This is a genomic window from Streptomyces sp. L2 (genome assembly GCF_004124325.1).
Classification (GTDB): Bacteria; Actinomycetota; Actinomycetes; order Streptomycetales; family Streptomycetaceae; genus Streptomyces.
In genome coordinates this window covers 4,589,672-4,604,797 of the sequence record NZ_QBDT01000001.1, presented here as the reverse complement: position 1 = coordinate 4,604,797, position 15,126 = coordinate 4,589,672, and the positions used below count along the sequence as shown (strand labels likewise).

At 72.8% G+C, this 15,126-nt stretch carries 18 protein-coding genes; 9 read left to right on the top strand and 9 right to left on the bottom strand.

All coding sequences use genetic code 11. From position 1 onward, the window contains the following. Window positions 1-45: 45 nt before the first annotated feature. Genes DBP14_RS20600 through DBP14_RS20590 form a run of 3 tightly spaced genes read right to left on the bottom strand, consistent with a single transcriptional unit; the run spans window position 46 to window position 3,427 of the window. Entirely contained in the window at window positions 46-930 is an 885-nt protein-coding gene (locus DBP14_RS20600) for an SDR family oxidoreductase (RefSeq protein WP_129308633.1), read from the bottom strand. After that, the gene (locus DBP14_RS20595) at window positions 927-1,877 is read right to left on the bottom strand and encodes an alpha/beta hydrolase (RefSeq protein ID WP_129308632.1); all 951 of its coding nucleotides are present in this window, start codon (window positions 1,875-1,877) and stop codon (window positions 927-929) included. Before DBP14_RS20595 ends, DBP14_RS20600 begins: the two co-directional genes overlap by 4 nt. Next, the gene (locus DBP14_RS20590; RefSeq protein ID WP_241740987.1) at window positions 1,874-3,427 is read right to left on the bottom strand and encodes an NAD(P)/FAD-dependent oxidoreductase; all 1,554 of its coding nucleotides are present in this window, start codon (window positions 3,425-3,427) and stop codon (window positions 1,874-1,876) included. Before DBP14_RS20590 ends, DBP14_RS20595 begins: the two co-directional genes overlap by 4 nt. Before the next feature lie 175 nt (window positions 3,428-3,602). Between DBP14_RS20590 and DBP14_RS20585 the strand changes: the two genes are divergently transcribed. After that, window positions 3,603-4,223 carry a MerR family transcriptional regulator gene (locus DBP14_RS20585; protein WP_129311986.1) on the top strand — a complete coding sequence of 207 codons (621 nt, stop codon included), beginning with the start codon at window positions 3,603-3,605 and terminating at the stop codon, window positions 4,221-4,223. An 11-nt stretch (window positions 4,224-4,234) separates the two neighbouring features. On the opposite strand, the gene DBP14_RS20580 is transcribed toward DBP14_RS20585, so the two are convergent. Both DBP14_RS20580 and DBP14_RS20575 read right to left on the bottom strand, forming a co-directional pair. Then, window positions 4,235-5,041 (bottom strand): exodeoxyribonuclease III, encoded by an 807-nt coding sequence (locus tag DBP14_RS20580; RefSeq protein ID WP_129308631.1) that lies wholly within the window; start codon window positions 5,039-5,041, stop codon window positions 4,235-4,237. A gap of 58 nt (window positions 5,042-5,099) precedes the next feature. Then, complete coding sequence (locus tag DBP14_RS20575) at window positions 5,100-5,378, bottom strand: GntR family transcriptional regulator (protein WP_129308630.1); 279 nt, start codon at window positions 5,376-5,378, stop codon at window positions 5,100-5,102. 174 nt (window positions 5,379-5,552) lie between these two features. On the opposite strand from DBP14_RS20575, the gene DBP14_RS20570 reads away from it, so the two are divergent. Both DBP14_RS20570 and DBP14_RS20565 read left to right on the top strand, forming a co-directional pair. Further along, the gene (locus DBP14_RS20570; RefSeq protein ID WP_129308629.1) at window positions 5,553-5,879 is read left to right on the top strand and encodes a hypothetical protein; all 327 of its coding nucleotides are present in this window, start codon (window positions 5,553-5,555) and stop codon (window positions 5,877-5,879) included. A 396-nt stretch (window positions 5,880-6,275) separates the two neighbouring features. Then, on the top strand, window positions 6,276-6,752 hold the full coding sequence (locus tag DBP14_RS20565; protein ID WP_129308628.1) for a GNAT family N-acetyltransferase: 477 nt from the start codon (window positions 6,276-6,278) through the stop codon (window positions 6,750-6,752). Window positions 6,753-7,062: 310 nt separating this feature from the next. Here the strand turns inward: DBP14_RS20565 and DBP14_RS20560 are convergent, their stop codons facing one another. From DBP14_RS20560 to DBP14_RS20550, 3 genes are all read right to left on the bottom strand, one after another. Continuing rightward, on the bottom strand, window positions 7,063-7,332 hold the full coding sequence (locus tag DBP14_RS20560; protein ID WP_129308627.1) for a hypothetical protein: 270 nt from the start codon (window positions 7,330-7,332) through the stop codon (window positions 7,063-7,065). 232 nt (window positions 7,333-7,564) lie between these two features. Next, window positions 7,565-7,933, bottom strand: a complete 369-nt coding sequence (locus DBP14_RS20555) for a holo-ACP synthase (RefSeq protein ID WP_129308626.1) — start codon at window positions 7,931-7,933, stop codon at window positions 7,565-7,567. Window positions 7,934-8,011: 78 nt separating this feature from the next. Further along, window positions 8,012-8,662, bottom strand: coding sequence for a ScbR family autoregulator-binding transcription factor (locus DBP14_RS20550; RefSeq protein WP_129308625.1), 651 nt, complete (start codon window positions 8,660-8,662; stop codon window positions 8,012-8,014). A 207-nt stretch (window positions 8,663-8,869) separates the two neighbouring features. Between DBP14_RS20550 and DBP14_RS20545 the strand changes: the two genes are divergently transcribed. The 6 genes from DBP14_RS20545 to DBP14_RS20520 all read left to right on the top strand — a co-directional run bounded on the left by DBP14_RS20545 (window position 8,870) and on the right by DBP14_RS20520 (window position 14,415). Next, on the top strand, window positions 8,870-9,979 hold the full coding sequence (locus DBP14_RS20545) for a ScbA/BarX family gamma-butyrolactone biosynthesis protein (protein ID WP_164992373.1): 1,110 nt from the start codon (window positions 8,870-8,872) through the stop codon (window positions 9,977-9,979). Continuing rightward, window positions 9,976-11,319 (top strand): acyl-CoA dehydrogenase family protein, encoded by a 1,344-nt coding sequence (locus DBP14_RS20540; RefSeq protein ID WP_129308623.1) that lies wholly within the window; start codon window positions 9,976-9,978, stop codon window positions 11,317-11,319. The genes DBP14_RS20545 and DBP14_RS20540 overlap by 4 nt, the downstream gene beginning before the upstream one ends. Beyond that, window positions 11,316-12,137: an HAD-IB family hydrolase gene (locus DBP14_RS20535; RefSeq protein ID WP_164992372.1), complete on the top strand. Its 822-nt coding sequence runs from the start codon at window positions 11,316-11,318 to the stop codon at window positions 12,135-12,137. The genes DBP14_RS20540 and DBP14_RS20535 overlap by 4 nt, the downstream gene beginning before the upstream one ends. A gap of 174 nt (window positions 12,138-12,311) precedes the next feature. Beyond that, complete coding sequence (locus DBP14_RS20530; protein ID WP_129308621.1) at window positions 12,312-12,950, top strand: TetR/AcrR family transcriptional regulator; 639 nt, start codon at window positions 12,312-12,314, stop codon at window positions 12,948-12,950. A 155-nt stretch (window positions 12,951-13,105) separates the two neighbouring features. Then, window positions 13,106-14,086, top strand: a complete 981-nt coding sequence (locus DBP14_RS20525) for a LuxR family transcriptional regulator (RefSeq protein WP_129308620.1) — start codon at window positions 13,106-13,108, stop codon at window positions 14,084-14,086. A gap of 128 nt (window positions 14,087-14,214) precedes the next feature. After that, window positions 14,215-14,415 (top strand): hypothetical protein, encoded by a 201-nt coding sequence (locus DBP14_RS20520; protein ID WP_129308619.1) that lies wholly within the window; start codon window positions 14,215-14,217, stop codon window positions 14,413-14,415. Between the two features lie 19 nt (window positions 14,416-14,434). On the opposite strand, the gene DBP14_RS20515 is transcribed toward DBP14_RS20520, so the two are convergent. Further along, window positions 14,435-15,115, bottom strand: coding sequence for an SUMF1/EgtB/PvdO family nonheme iron enzyme (locus tag DBP14_RS20515; protein ID WP_129308618.1), 681 nt, complete (start codon window positions 15,113-15,115; stop codon window positions 14,435-14,437). Window positions 15,116-15,126: the final 11 nt, after the last annotated feature.

Genomic DNA, 15,126 nt, shown 5'->3' with positions numbered 1-15,126 from the left:
GGGCCTCGACCAGATTCACACGGCCCACCACGCTACGCATTTCGATCAGTCACGGTCCGTAGCCCGTGCCGCCTCATCCGCCGCCCCACCTGCGCCGACGAGCCCGGAACGCATCCCCTGCAAACGGGACCCGAACCGCCGCATCTCACGCTGGCCGACCGTTCCGATGAGCCCCGGCAGGTACCCGCGCACGCCCTGCATCCCGCGCAGCCACCACTGCCCGTACACGTGCGCGGAGCGGCGCTCGATCCCGGCGACGATCCGGTCGACGGCCGGCCCCAGCGGGTACGTCTTGTTGGACGGCCACGGCAGCCGCTGCCGGAGTTCCTTCATGACGTCGTCCTGGTCGGCCCCGCGCACCATGTCGGTGTCGGTCCACGACAGATAGCCGACGCCCACCCGCACACCCTGGTATCCGACCTCGGCGCGCAGGCTGTGCGCGTACGCCTCCACGCCCGACTTGGACGCGCAGTACGCCGTCATCATCGGCGCCGGCGTGATCGCGGCGAGCGAGGCGATCTGGAGCAGGTAGCCCCGGCTCTCCACCAGCACCGGCAGGAACGCGCGCGCGGTCACCGCCGAGCCGATCAGGTTGACCTCGATGACCCGCCGCCAGGCCTGCGGGTCGGAGTCGATGAACGGGCCGCCGGTCGCCACACCGGCGTTGGCGACGACGATGTCGACCTTCCCGAACCGCTCCTTGACCTCGGCCGCGACCCGGCTCATCGCCTCGTGCTCGGTGACGTCGGCGTACCAGTACGCGCTGTCGCTGTGCAGCCGCCCGGAGACCTCCTTGAGCTGCTCCTCCTCCAGTCCGACCAGCGCCACCTTCGCGCCGCGAGCGGAGAGCTTGCGTGCCAGCAGTTCGCCGACTCCGCGGGCCGCTCCGGTGACGACGGCGACCTGCCCTTCGAGGCTGACCGTGCTCATGCGCCCTCCTTGATCTGCGCGGGGGTGCCCCCCGTGACGTATGTGGTGACGAGTTCCCGGATCCGGCCGGTCACCTTCTCGGGAGCCTCGACCGGCGTCATGTGGCCGACGCCGGTCAGCTCGGTCAGGCCGACGCACTGGGGCAGCGCGGCGGCCAGGGCGCGGGCGTGCACCGGGGGCGTCAGCCGGTCGACCGCGCCGTGCACGATCGCCGTCGGCACGCGCAACTCCCGTACGCCGTGGTCGAGATCGAGCGCGGAGAGCACCCGCGACCAGGCGTGGCGCGCGGCGCGCGGGCAGGCGTGCACGATCCGCGCGCAGGCCTCCACCATGTGCGGGGCCGAACCCGCGCCCATGGTCCCGTACTTCAGGACGCGCAGTGCGACGGGCGTGACCGGGCCGAGCGGGGCGCGCGAGCCGAGGATGCGCTCGGTGATCCAGGTGCGCGCCCGCCCGGCCGGCAGCGGGACGACCCGGGACTCGGCGACCAGCCGCGAACTGCCGGTGCTGCACAGCAGGACGGCGGCGGCGTGGGACCGGAACAGGGGGCGTTCGGCGGCGGCCATGACGGTCATGCCGCCCATGGAGTGCCCGACGACCAGGGCCTTCTCGCCGGGGGTGAGGGTCGCGGCGAGCACGGCCTCCAGGTCGTCGGCCAGGGCCTCGGTGGTGCAGGCGTGGCTCACGGGGCTGCGTCCGTGGCCCCGCTGGTCGTAGGCGATGACCCGGTGGTCGGCCGCCAGGCCCCTGATCTGCGCGGCCCAGAACGCGGTGGAACAGGTCCAGCCGTGGGAGAGGACGACCGGGGGCGCGTCGTCGGGTCCGTGCTCCTCGACGTGCAGCCGGGCGCCGTCGACGGACTCGACGGTCAGGACCCGGGCGGGGGTGGGCGGGGCGTAGGGACCGCTGGTGACGGATGCGGTACGGCTGCTGCTGCTCCTGCTCATGCGGCGGCCTCGCTCTTCGACTCGGCCTTCTTCACACTCGCCTTGGCACTCGGCTTCGACTTCGGCTTCGGCTGCTCGGCGGGCCGCCGGATCACCTCGTACTCCGCCAGGTCCACCCTCCGGGTCGCGCGCCGGAACTCCGTCGTCGTACCGGGCCAGATGGTGGTGTTGCGGCCGCTGGCGTCGAGGTACCAGCTGGTGCAGCCGCCGGTGTTCCACACGGTCCGCTTCATCCGCTCCTGCACCCGGTGGTTCCAGTCCTCGACGGCCGCCGGCCGGGCATCGAGGGCCGTACGACCGCCGAGAACGTCCAGTTGCCGCAGATAGTCGGCCATGTAGTTCAGCTGGGACTCGATCATCAGGATCATGGAGGAGTTCCCGAGGCCGGTGTTGGGCCCGATGATCGTCATCCAGTTCGGGAACCCGGCGGCCGAGGCGCCGCGCAGCGCCTGCATGCCGCCCTTCCAGGACTCGGCGAGGGTGCTGTCGTCGGCGCCGACCACGCGCTCGGCGATCGGCATGTCCGTGACGTGGAAGCCGGTGCCGAAGATGATCGCGTCGACCTCGGCCTCGGTGCCGTCGGCGGCGACGACGGTCGAGCCGCGGATCTCGCTGAGCCCGCTCGCGACGACGTCCACGTTGGGCCTGGCCAGCGCCGGGTAGTAGGTGCTGGAGAGCAGGATCCGCTTGCAGCCGATGCGGTAGTCCGGGGTCAGCTTGGCGCGCAGGGCCGGGTCCTTGATCGCGCGGCCCATGTTGCGCAGGGCGAGCTTCTCGATGAGGCCGAGTTCGTCGGGGCGCTTGGTGAACGCCTGCACCTGGAGTTCGCGGATGCCCCAGAGCAGTCCGCGCCGGGCCTGGGTGGTGAAGGGCACCGTGCGGTGCAGCCACCGCTCGCCGCCGCTGATGGCGCGGTCCGCGCGGGGCATCACCCAGGGCGGGGTGCGCTGGAAGAGGGTGAGGCGGCCGACCTCGGGCTGGATGGCGGGCACGATCTGGATGGCGGAGGCGCCGGTGCCGACCATGGCGACGCGCTTGCCGGCGAGGTCGTAGTCGTGGTCCCAGCGGGCGGAGTGGAACACCTTGCCGGGGAAGGAGTCCAGGCCGGGGATCTCGGGGACCTTCGGATCGGACAGCGGCCCGGTCGCGGAGACGACGACATCGGCGGTGAGGGACCCGCTCGCGGTCTCGATCTCCCAGCGCAGCTGCTCGGCGTCCCAGCGCATCAGCTTGACCTCGGAGTCGAAGCGGATGTGCGGGCGCAGCCCGAAGACGTCGGCGACGTGCTCCAGGTAGGCGCGGATGTGCCGCTGCCCGGAGAACGTGCGGGGCCACTCGGGGTTGGGCGCGAAGGAGAAGGAGTACAGGTGGGAGGGTACGTCGCAGGCGCACCCGGGGTAGCTGTTGTCACGCCAGGTGCCGCCGACGCTGTCGGCCCGCTCCAGGACGACGAAGTCGGTGATCCCCTCGCGGCGCAGCCGCACGGCGGCTCCCAGCCCGCCGAATCCGGACCCGATCACCGCCACCCGTACATGCTCGTGCTGGGCCATGCCGAAGCCTCCACGCCTCACTAGGACTCTGCCAGTGAACACTGGCGCAATGGGACTGTAGAGCAGCGGCGTACCGAGCGGTAGGGGGTGCGGCACAGAAGTTACCGGCGGTACAACATAGGCTTCGGGCGTGGCAGAAGAGGCAGGACGTCCCGAGGCCCGGCGCGAGTACCGCATGGAGGAACTGGCCCGCCTGGCCGGCATCACCGTGCGCACCCTGCGCTTCTACCGCGAGCGCAAGCTGATCCCGCCGCCCCGCCGCGAGGGCCGTATCGCCTGGTACGACGAGCATCACCTGGCCCGCCTGCGCACCATCGCCGCCCTGCTGGAGCGCGGCCACACCCTGAACGGCATCGCCGAGCTGGCGGAGGCCCTCGACCAGGGCCGCGACGTCGCCGACCTGCTCGGCGTCGGCACCCCCACCGAGGAGGAGCCGGTCCGCCTCACCCCCGAGGAACTCGCCGCCCGCTTCGAGGGCGAGGTCACCCCGGAGAACCTGGCCGCCGCGATGGAGCTGGGGTACCTGGGCACCGACGGCGACGAGATCGTCCACATCAGCCGCCGCCTGCTGGACGTCTCCTCCGCACTCGTCCGCGAGGGCATCCCGCTCGCCGAGGTCCTCACGGCCGGCGCCCGCGTCCGCGAACACGCCGACGCGATGGCCGCCCTCTTCGCCGACCTCATTCTCCGCCACTCCCCCGAGGAGGACCTCCAACGCCTGCGCCCCCTGGCCCGCAGCGTGGTCGAGGCGGAGATCTCCCTGGCCCTGGACCGCCGCCTGAGCAAGCGGGACTGAATCCCGGGGCCTCAAGGCCGGTCGTAGACGACCGTCACCGGAGCGTGGTCCGACCAGCGCTCGGCATGCGTGGCGGCCCGCTCGACGACCGCCTTCACCGCCCGGCCGGCGAGCCCGGGGGTCGCCACGGCGAGGTCGATCCGCCAACCCGCGTCGTTGTCGAAGGCGCGCCCCCGGTACGACCACCACGTGTACGGCCCCTCCGTGTCCGGGTGCAGGGCGCGTACGACGTCGACGTAGCCGCCGTCCGCGGGGTCGAGGACGCGGCTCAGCCAGGCGCGCTCCTCGGGGAGGAACCCGGAGTTCTTGGTGTTGCCGCGCCAGTTCTTCAGGTCGGCCTGCTGGTGGGCGATGTTCCAGTCGCCGCAGACCACGACCTCGCGGCCGTCGGCGGCGGCGCGTGCGCGCAGCTCCTTCAGGTGGACGAGGAAGGCGTCCATGAAGCGGACCTTCTCGTCCTGCCGCTCGGTGCCGACCTCGCCGGAGGGCAGGTAGAGGGAGGCGACCGTCACACCCGGCAGGTCGGCCTCGACGTAGCGGCCGCTGCCGTCGAACTCAGGCGAGCCGAAGCCTACCCGGACGCGGTCGGGCTCGCGGCGGGTGTAGAGGGAGACGCCGGCCCGGCCCTTGGCGGCGGCGGGCGCGTGCACGACGTGCCAGCCGTCGGGCTGCCGCACGCCCTCGGGCAGCTGGTGCGGCTCCGCGCGGACCTCCTGCAGGCACACCACGCCGGCCTGCGTCGTCGCCAGCCACTCCACGAAGCCCTTCTTCGCGGCGGCCCGCAGCCCATTCACGTTCACAGAGGTCACAGTCAGCACCCGGGCACGATACCGGCCGGGGAAGCCGCCCCCTGGACACAGGGCGGTGAAGCGCGGGCTAGTCGCCCTTCGCCGAGTCTCCGAGCAGGCCACGCTCGTCGAGGTCGAGGGAAACGTAACTGCCCCGATGCGCGATCGTGAATACGTACCCTTGGTCACGGAGGTAGGCCACGGCGCGGCGGGCCGTCGCGCGGGCTACGCCATAGCGCTGCACGAGCTGAGGTTCGGACGGAATCGCCCGGCCCGGCTGAAGCACCCCACGCTTGATGTCAGCAATGATCTCCGCCGCGATCTGCTGGTACGGCGGGATGTACGAGCCGTAGTCGATCTCACCCATACACCTGACCGTATGCATCCAGGGACAGGCACGCTTGTCCACCTACATACAGGGCAGTCTCCTATACATAGGTAGACAAGGGCTCCCGCAGAGGGCTAGCGTGAAAGCAAGGACCCCCGCGGCCGCTGGAACGGCCCGGGGGCATGGCCACCAGCTTCAGAGGAGCTGACGACAGTGAGCATTATCCACGCGTTCCTTCTATGGGCGCTGAACCTGCTGCTGCCCGGTACCGGGCAGCGACGAGCAACCACCCGCGCCCACACCCCGTACGCCGCCGACGTCCACGCCGGTACCGCCATGCTCTCCCTCCCGCGCTCCCCCTACGGCGCGGACACCCCGCTCGACGGTACGGCGGCAGCCCTCGTACGCCCCTACGTCCTCGCTTGCGAGCACGCACGAGAACGCGCACGGCAGCGTCGCCGGCGGCTCACCCTCGTCATCGCCGCCGACTTCGGCATCGACCTGGACCGGCACGTGATCGGCGCGAGGAGGGCCGCCTGATGCGCGCCTCACCCGGGCGCGCGAAGTTCGACTCCACGCGCCCGCTGTTGACAGCCCGCTGCGGCTGCCCGTGTCACCGGCCCGGGGGAGGCGAGGCGTGAACGCCGGAATCCCGCCCGAACCGGGCACGTCCCGCCTGACGATCAGCACCTACCGGATCACCACTGACGGGCGTCAGGTCGGCAGAACCGAGGAACGCTCCTACGACGGCGACGGCGCTCCTGACTGGCTTCTGGACCCACTGTCGTGGCCACCCTGCCGCTGCCCCCGCTGCGCACGCCACAGGAAGCGGTAGCCGGCCGCCCGCCGTGTCTCCCTTCTCCCTCGGGAAGCGGGGGCACGGCGGCCACCCGGCCCCGGAGAAGGCAGTGCCCACGGATACGTACGATGAACGGCGTGAACTTTCGCCGTGTCCCCTTCGACCACCCCGACGCCGTCAAGCTCAACGACGAGGTACAGGCCGAGTACCACGAGCGGTACGGCGACGGCGGCGACGCCACCGAGCTGGACCCGTCGGACTTCCAGGCGCCGAACGGGACGTATCTGATCGCCTACGACGAGGCCGACCGGCCCGTCGCCACGGGCGGCTGGCGCCGGCAGGACGCGAACGACGAGGGCAACGAGGACGGCGACGCCGAGCTGAAGCGCATGTACGTCGTCGCCGACATGCGCGGCCGGGGTCTCGCCCGGCGGATGCTGGCCGCACTGGAGGAGGACGCCCGCGCGGCGGGCCGGGCCCGCATGGTCCTGGAGACCGGCACCAAACAGCCGGAGGCCATCGCCCTGTACGAGTCCTGCGGCTACGAGCCCTGCGTGAAGTTCGGGTACTACCGCTTCCACGAGGACAGCCGCTGCTTCGCGAAGGGGCTGTAGGGAAGATCCGGTAGGGACCGCGGAAGGCATGTCCCGCTCCCCGGCCCCGCCCCCCACGGGCACATGATCCCATCGGGCGGGAGTGAGCCCGCACGGGTCCTGGACCCGAGCCCCTGCTCGTGGGCGGCCTGGGCTCGCTTCGGACCAGGTGCCGGATTCGGTGAAGGGTCATGTCCCTTGCCGTGCGCTCCGGCGTCAGCGGCGTGCCCAGCCCATCCACTCGTGGTGCGCGCGACGGCCGTGCCGCTGTCGGCCAGAGCTTGACGCGTAGACGGACCCTCGGCCTCGGCAAGGGAGCCAGGGCGAGCGCTCACTGCCAGCCGTTGCCGGCGGCCGGGGTGGCCTGCCAGCCGTTGCTGGCGCCCGGCGCCGTCTGCCAGCCGTTGCCGTCGGCGAGGGTCTGCCAGCCGTTGCTGTCGGGGGTGAGCTGCCAGCCGTTGCTGTCCGGGGTCGCCGTGGCGGAGGCGCCGCTCAAGTGGGACGCGAGGGACGGCTGGAAGTGTGCGGTGGTGGCCACGGCGGTGGCGGCGACGAGACCGATGAGCGCGGCGGCGACGTTCTGCTTGGCACGAACGGACATGGCGATGACTCCGGTTCGACTGGGGTTCGGCAGGGGTGGGTCCGGGTTGCCCCGGCGGCCGGGGCGTTCTCCCCGACGCCATGAATCTCTCACCACCGCATGGCCGGAATCGTTCGCTCCGCCGCCACCTTGCTGCACGCCCGCGTCAGCATCGTGTCAGCGACGGGTCAGTCCGGCGTCAGTCGGTCCGGCGTCGGCACCGCGTCAGCACCGCGTCAGCGCCTCGTGGAGTTCAGCCCTCCGCTATCACCACCGCCGAGGCGATACCCGCGTCGTGGCTGAGCGAGAGGTGCCAGCCGGTGACGCCGAGTTCCGCGGCGCGGGCGGCGACGGTGCCGCGGACGGCGAGCCGGGGCCGGCCGGTGTCGTCGGTGAGCACCTCCGCGTCCGTCCAGAGCAGCCCGGGAGGCGCCCCGAGGGCCTTGGACACCGCCTCCTTGGCGGCGAAGCGCGCGGCGAGCGAGGCGGGGCCGCGCGGCTCGCCGTGCGGGGTGAGCCGTTCGGCGGGCGTGAAGACGCGGGTCAGCAGGCCCGGCGTACGGCCCAGCGACTCCTCGAAGCGCGCTGTGTCGGCCACGTCGATGCCGACTCCGACGATCATGGTCCGGGACGTCCTCTCGGGGGGTACGGGTCATCGTGAGCCGGTGCGGGCGCAGCAGCCGTACCGGGCGCCGGCAGCTCAGGCACGGACGGCGTAAAGCAGCAACTCCCGCATCTCCGCCCAGCGTTCGAGCAGGTCCCGGCGGCGGGTGAGGGTGTCGGAGATGTGCTGGAGACCGAAGAAGGCGGCCACCAGGGTGCGGGCCGCCGACCCCGGGTCGACGCCCTCGCGCAGTTCGCCGGCCTGCGCGGCCTTGCCGAACAGGTCGGTCGCCAGCTCCGTCCAGCCGACGTACGGCGTCGGCAGCGGCACGTCGATCAGGGACCGCTCGATCTGCAGCCGCGCCCCGCCCTGCACGATGGTGTCCCCGTGGAACGCCTCCGCGCACCCGTCGAACATCGCCACCAGCGTGTCCATGGGCCCGAGCCCCCGGCGCTGGGCTTCCTCCAGCAGGGTGGGCCAGCGGCCGTAGTGGGCCTCGACGACCGCCACCGCGAGGGACTCCTTGGACGGGTAGTGGTGGTAGACGGCGCCCTTGGTCATCCCGGCCCGCTCGGCCACGTCCTTCATCGAGGTGTCCTTGAAGCCGTGCTCGGCGAACAGCTCGGCGGCCTTGAGCAGGACGAGGTTGCGGGTCCTGATGGCCCGGTCCTGACGGGGTTCGGGACCGCGGGCCACCGCGGACTCCGCGGGCTTCGCCCAGGATGCGGGCGTCGACGACGCTGCCATGGCGGCTGCCTCTCTCGTACGTGCCGCCCGGCCGCGGGATACGGGCCGGACGCCGGTGTGGCCGGGTGGGACGAGACCTCCGACCGAACTGTCATTGCAATATACCTTCCCGGCGGTATATTTTCGATCCGCCGATGAGCGCGGCGCTCCAACGCCCGCTCCGGCAAAGGCTTCTGCATGCCGCTGACGTTCTGGGGGGACGTAAACATGCACGCAACGCACCAGCCGATACAGCTCGCCGGCATACCGGCCGCGCCCGTCGCGGCCGACGCACTCGGCGAGAACGAACTCCAAGGCCCTGACCGGGAGTTGTCCTTCGACAGCTGTGTACCCAGGAACCTGGTCCACAAGCAGGCCGTCGCCGAGGTCTTCCTCACCGACGTACTCGCCCGCGACCGCGACCGGGACCGGTTCGCCGTCGCGGCCCAGTGGCCCCGCGACCACGTGTTCTTCCAGCCGGGCGCGGACGGCTGCGGTGACCCGCTGCTGTGGATCGAGACGGTACGCCAGATCAGCATCTACCTCTCCCACCGCTTCTACGGTGTCCCGCACGGCAACCAGTTCATCCTGATCGACACCGGCTTCGTCATCGACGACCCGCAGCCGCCGCGGCCCAGCGCCGCCCCGCTCGCCGTGACCCTGGACGTCAGCGTCGACGTCCAGGCGCGGGACGCGCGCCGGCTAGCGGCCTCGCTGGAGGCGGTCGTCTCCATCGGCGGCGTCCGGCGCGGTACGGCCACGCTGACCTGGCAGGCCGTGGACCGCCGTCGCTACGACACGCTGCGCAGGCGGCGCGGTGGGGCGCCGGTGATGTCGGGGACCGGCGCCGACCGGAGCACCCTGGCCCCGTCGGCGGTGCCGGTGCTCCCGGCGGCCGTCGGGCGCAGGCACGAGGCGAACGTCCTGCTGGCCGCGCCGCCGGGAGACGGCGACCGCTGGCAGTTGCAGCTGGACGACTCGCACCTGGTCTTCTTCGACCACGCGCTGGACCACGTCCCGGGCATGGCCCTGGTCGAGGCGTTCCGGCAGGCGACCGCGCTGGCCAGCAGCCGGCAGGGGGCGCCGGACCCGGCACCCCGGCTGTGGGCGCTGACCTCCGGCCTTCTCGCCTTCCACAGCTTCGCCGAACTCGACGCGCCGGCCACGGTGGACGCCACGCGGGCCGGCGGTGCCGAGACCGCTGACGGGGAGCGCGCGTTCGAGGTGGCCGCCACGCAGGACGGCCGCTCGCTGGCGACCGGCCGCCTGACCGGCCGGGCCCTGCCCGTCTCCGGACACCGGCCCCGCACCCTCACGTCCGCGGGCGGTGCGGCGTGACGACCTGGATGGAGGAGAGACGCCCGGCGGACCATCCCCGGCCGCAGGTTCAGCCGGTCCGGTTGCAGGCGCGGGTGCCGCAGCCGCGCGCCCCGTGGGGCGCCGGTCCGGCCGCGCCCCGGACCCCGATGGACCTGCCGGGCGGTCTCGCCGCCCTGCGTGAACTGGCCCGCACGAGCGCGCCCACGCTCGACGAGAGCCGCCGGCTGACGCCCGAACTCGCCGAGTCCATACGTCAGTCCGGCTTCGCCCGGCACTTCGTGCCCCGGCGCCGGGGCGGCAGCGCGGGCACGTTCGCCACGGCGCTGGCCGCCACGGCCGCCGTCGGCGAGGAGTGCGCGGCGACGGCCTGGTGCGCCGCCCTGTACGCCGCACACGGCCGGCTCGCCTCCTACCTGCCCGAGGAAGGGCAGGCGGACCTGTGGGGCGCGGGCCCCGACGTGCTGGTCGCGGCCGCGATCTTCCCGCCGTCCGGCGAGGCGGCCGACGTGCCGGGCGGCTGGCGGCTGACCGGCCGCTGGCGGTACGCGAGCGGCGTCGACCACGCCGACTGGGTCCTGCTCGCCTGCTCGACCGGCGCCGAGGGCGGCCGGGAGCACCGGGTGTTCGCGGTGCCGCGCGAGCGGTGCACGGTGTACGACACGTGGCGCACGCTCGGGCTGCGCGGCACCGGTAGCAACAGCGTCGGCGTGGAAGGGGTGTTCGTCCCGGCGCACCGCACCTTCACCCTGGCCGACCTGGGCCGGCCGACCGGCCCGGAGCGCTGCCACCGGGTGCCGGCCGCGATGGTGGCCGCGCTCCAGTTCGTCGCCCCGGCGCTCGGCGCGGCCCGCGGCGCGCTGCGCGACTTCACCGCGGACCTCGCCGGCCGACCGCTGCCCGACGGCCGCCCCCGGCATGAACTCGCTTCCGTGCAAGACGTGTTGACGTGTGCGGGAGCGGACGTCCACATGGCCGACCTGCTGCTGGAGAAGGCCGCCTGGCGGGCCGACCGGGGGCATCCGGCGCCGCTCGCGGTGGCCGAGAACATCCGGGACGGCGCGACCGCGATCCGCCTGTGCCGTTCCGCCGTGGACCGCCTGCTGGCGGCGTCCGGTACGGCGGTCCAGTCCGAGGACCACCCGCTCCAGCGGCGCTGGCGCGATGTGACGGCGGCGGCGAGCCACGCGACCCTCGACTTCGAGGCGGCGTCGGCGACGTACACGCGAGCGGTCCTGGCGGAGACGCCGGGGCTCGCGCGGACCGGGACGACCACCCCGACCGGGATGACCGGGACGACCGCGCCGGCTGGGGCGACCACCCCGCACCCTCACTCCGGACCGGCCGGGGAGCGCGCGTGAACGGCACAGCCACCGCGCCTGCCGCCGGAGTCGGGGCTCACACGCCTGCCCCCGACTCCCCGGACTCCGACGCGCTTCCGCCGGCGCCCGCCGGTGCCCGGCGGGCCGCCTTCTTCGACGTGGACGAGACCTTGCTCGGCGTGAAGTCGCTGGTCGGCTTCTGGGCCCTGTGGGAGCGGACACCGGAGGGAAGCCAACGCGCCGACGAGTTCCGGGCGTTGCTGCACCGGATGCGGGACGGGTTACCGCGTGCCGAGGCGAACCGGGCGTACTACCGGCTGTTCGCCGGGGTTCCGCTCGCCCGGTTCGAGGAGGTGGCCGACGAGTGGTACGCCCGCGCGCGGAGCGGTGCGCGGACGGCCGTGCCCGCCACCGTGACGGCCCTGCGCCGGCACCGGGGGCGCGGCGACGCCGTGGTCCTGGTGTCGGGCTCGGCGGGGGCCCTGCTGGCCGGTCCGGCCCGGGACTTCGGGGCCGACCTGGTGCTGTGCGCCCGGCAGACGGTCGTCGGCGGCGTCCTCACCGGTGAGGTGGACGCCCCGCTGATCGGACCGGCCAAGGCGCTCGCCGTGCGGCGCGTGCTCACCGCGTGGGGCATGGACCCCACCGGCTGCCACGCCTACGGCGACCACGTGAGCGACCTGCCCATGCTGCGCTCGGTCGGGCACCCGGCGGTCGTCGCGCGTGACCCGGAGCTGGCCCGGCGGGCGCGGGACGAGGGGTGGGACGTACTGCCGTACGCCCCGGGCCCGTTGCCGCGCGCCGGCGGTCCGCACCACTTGGGCGGTCCGCACCACATCGGCGGTCCGCACCGCTGACGGACACCGGCCCGCCTCCCCCTCCCCTCCCCGCCCCACGCCGACGGGAGGGAGGAGGCGGGCCCGCGGAACCGGCCGGAACCCGTGCTCTCCGGACCAGCCGCAGGGCTTAGAAACATTCCTTCGGGATGGTATCTTTGTGGGCACAGCCTGGACGATGACAGAAGGTGGGCCATGGCCAAAGTCGTGAAGCAGGAGCGCGCCCGTCGCACCCGGCAGCACGTGCTGGACGCCGCCGCGCTGGAGTTCGCGGCGCACGGTTACGCCCACACGACGATGAACGCGGTCGCCGACCGCATCGGCATGACGAAGGGCGCGCTGTACGGCCACTTCTCGTCGAAGGACGACCTCGCCGACGCGCTGGTCGAGTCCGGGCGGGAGTTCTGGCAGTCGGCGGCGGCGAAGGCCGAGGCCTCCGGGGACTCACCGATGACCCGGCTCGGCACGGTCGTCCGCACCCTGGCCCGGGAACTGCACGAGGGCATCCGGCTGCGGGCGGCGTTCCGGCTCGTGGAGGAGCGGCTACTGGCGGGCGACCGACAGGAGAACCTGCTGCTGGACATCCAGGGCCACATGACCGACCTGGTCGAACTGGCCCGGCGCGAGGGAGAGATCAACCCCTGCTGCCCCGCCTCGGATGTCGTGGAAGTGCTGCTCGCCCTCGTCTCCGCCGTGCAGTCCGCCACCCTCTCGGCGGCCGGCATCAGCCCGGTGGAGTGGCTGGAGAAGATCTGGAACACCCTGCGCGACGTCCTGCACCCCGAGCGGCGGCCCGTCGCCACGTATACCGCACCCGAGTCCGCCCGCACCTGACTCCGCCCGCACCCGCACGCCACCGCACCCCCCACCGCACGCGCCACCGGAGCACGGCGCACCGCATCACGACGCGGCGTCAAAACATTCCTTCCAGAACGTATATTTCTGGTCCGGTCCGCCCCACGGGCCGGCCCCAGGGGGAGAACGAAGCCATGTTGGATCTGTCCTGCCTCGGACTGAGCACCGAGGACGTACGTGCCTACGAGTGCTGCCTCAAGCATCCGCGCAGCACCGCCGAGTCCACGGCCGAGGCGCTCGGCACCGAGCCGGACCAGGCACAGGCCGTCCTGGGCCGGCTGACGGAGTTCGGGCTGCTGCGCGCCGACGAGGACGGCTCGCTCAAGGCGGTCGATCCGGTCATCGGCATCGAACGGCTCGTCGAGCAGCGGTTCGCCGAGCTGAACGACGAACTGCGCCGCGTCTCCTCCGCCCGGGGCAGCATCAGTGCCCTCGCCGAGAGCTTCCGGCAGGGCAGCGCCCGGGACACCCCGCTGGACATCGAGCGGCTGACCGGCCTGCGGGAGATCCGTGAACGCCTGGACGACCTGGCCTTCTTCGCCCACAACGAGGTGCTGGGCCTGCAGCCGGGCGGCGCGTTCGAGCCGGAGATGATCGCCGCGTGCCGCCCGCTGGACCTGCGCTGCCTGCGGCGCGGGCTGACCCTGCGCACGATCGTCAGCCGGGAGGCCGTGGAGGACCCGCTGACCCTGGCCTACCTGCGCGAGATCGTGGCCCAGGGCGCGCAGGTCCGCTACACCGACCAGTCCGTGGAACGCCTCATCATCTACGACGGCAGTCTCGCCGTCCTCCCCGTCGACCCCGCCGACAGCGCCCGCGGCGCCCTCGTCGTACGGCAGGCCGGGGTCGTCCAGGGCATGGTGAACCTCTTCGAACAGGTCTGGGCGGGCGCCCGCTGCGTGAGCGGGGCCGGCGCCGCGCAGGAGACGCTGAGCGAGGCCGAACGCGAGGTGCTGCGCGTGCTGTGCGAGGTGGAGAAGGACGAGGTCGGCGCCCGCCGCATGGGCGTCTCCCTGCGCACCTTCCGCCGCTACGTCGCCGACCTCATGACCCGCCTCGGCGCCTCCAACCGCTTCCAGGCAGCGGTCATCGCCAAGGAGCGAGGCTGGCTGTGAACCGTGGTCCCGACTCCCGGGGCGCTGTCAGTGCCTTGGGGCAGGATGATCGCCATGGACACCGAGATGCTCGTCGACGTACGGCGTTCGGACCGGTGCGTGTGGGGTCGCCGGCGGGGGACTTCGGAGTGATCGAGCCCAGCGCGGCCGAGGGCTGGGTCGTCACCGGGCACCATCGTGACGTCCTCACCTACGTCGCACCCGGCGAGCCCGGTGATCGGTCGCAGACAGCCGTCGGGATGTACGGGCGCGGCAAGCGCGACCGGGACGGCACCGAACTGCGTGTCATCCACGTCGAGGACGACCGCGACGCGCCGAGCCCTGTGTAGATCTCCCGGCGGCGGGCGGTCAGCGCCCAGCCGACCGGGCGACGCGGAAGCCCACGTCGTCGACTCGGAACGTGGGGTGGCTGCGGCGGCGTACGGAGGCTCGGCAGCTCCAGTGTTCGTCGAACCAGCCGCCGCCGCGCAGGACGCGGTAGGTGCCGTAGACGTCGGGGTCGTAGAGGTCCCAGCACCACTCCCAGACGTTGCCGAGCATGTCGTACAGGCCCCACGGGTTCGGCTGTCTGCCGCCCACCTCGTGGACCCTGTCCTGCGAGTTGGCGCGGTGCCAGGCGATCTCGTCGAGCGGGCCGTAGCGGGGGCCGGTCGTGCCGGAGCGGCAGGCGTGCTCCCACTCGGCCTCGGTCGGCAGGCGGTAGCCGTCGGCCGACCGGTCCCACTCGACGGTCTCGTCCCCGGCCGGGAAGCGGTAGGCGGGTGTGAACCGGGCCCGCTCCGAAAGGGCGTTGCAGAACCGGACGGCGTCCCACCAGGAGACGCCCTCGACGGGCAGCCCGTCCCCGTGGGCGCTTCCCGGCCGCTCGCCGGTGAGTTGTTCGTACAGTGCCTGGGTGACCTGGAACCGTCCGAGGCGGAACGGCCCGACCTCGACGGACCACCTGCGGTCCGTCCGCCGGTCCGACAGGGTCACCCATCCCGGCGGTACGGCGATCGTCTCGATTCCCGGCTCCGTGTCCCTGCCCATGGGCACATGAT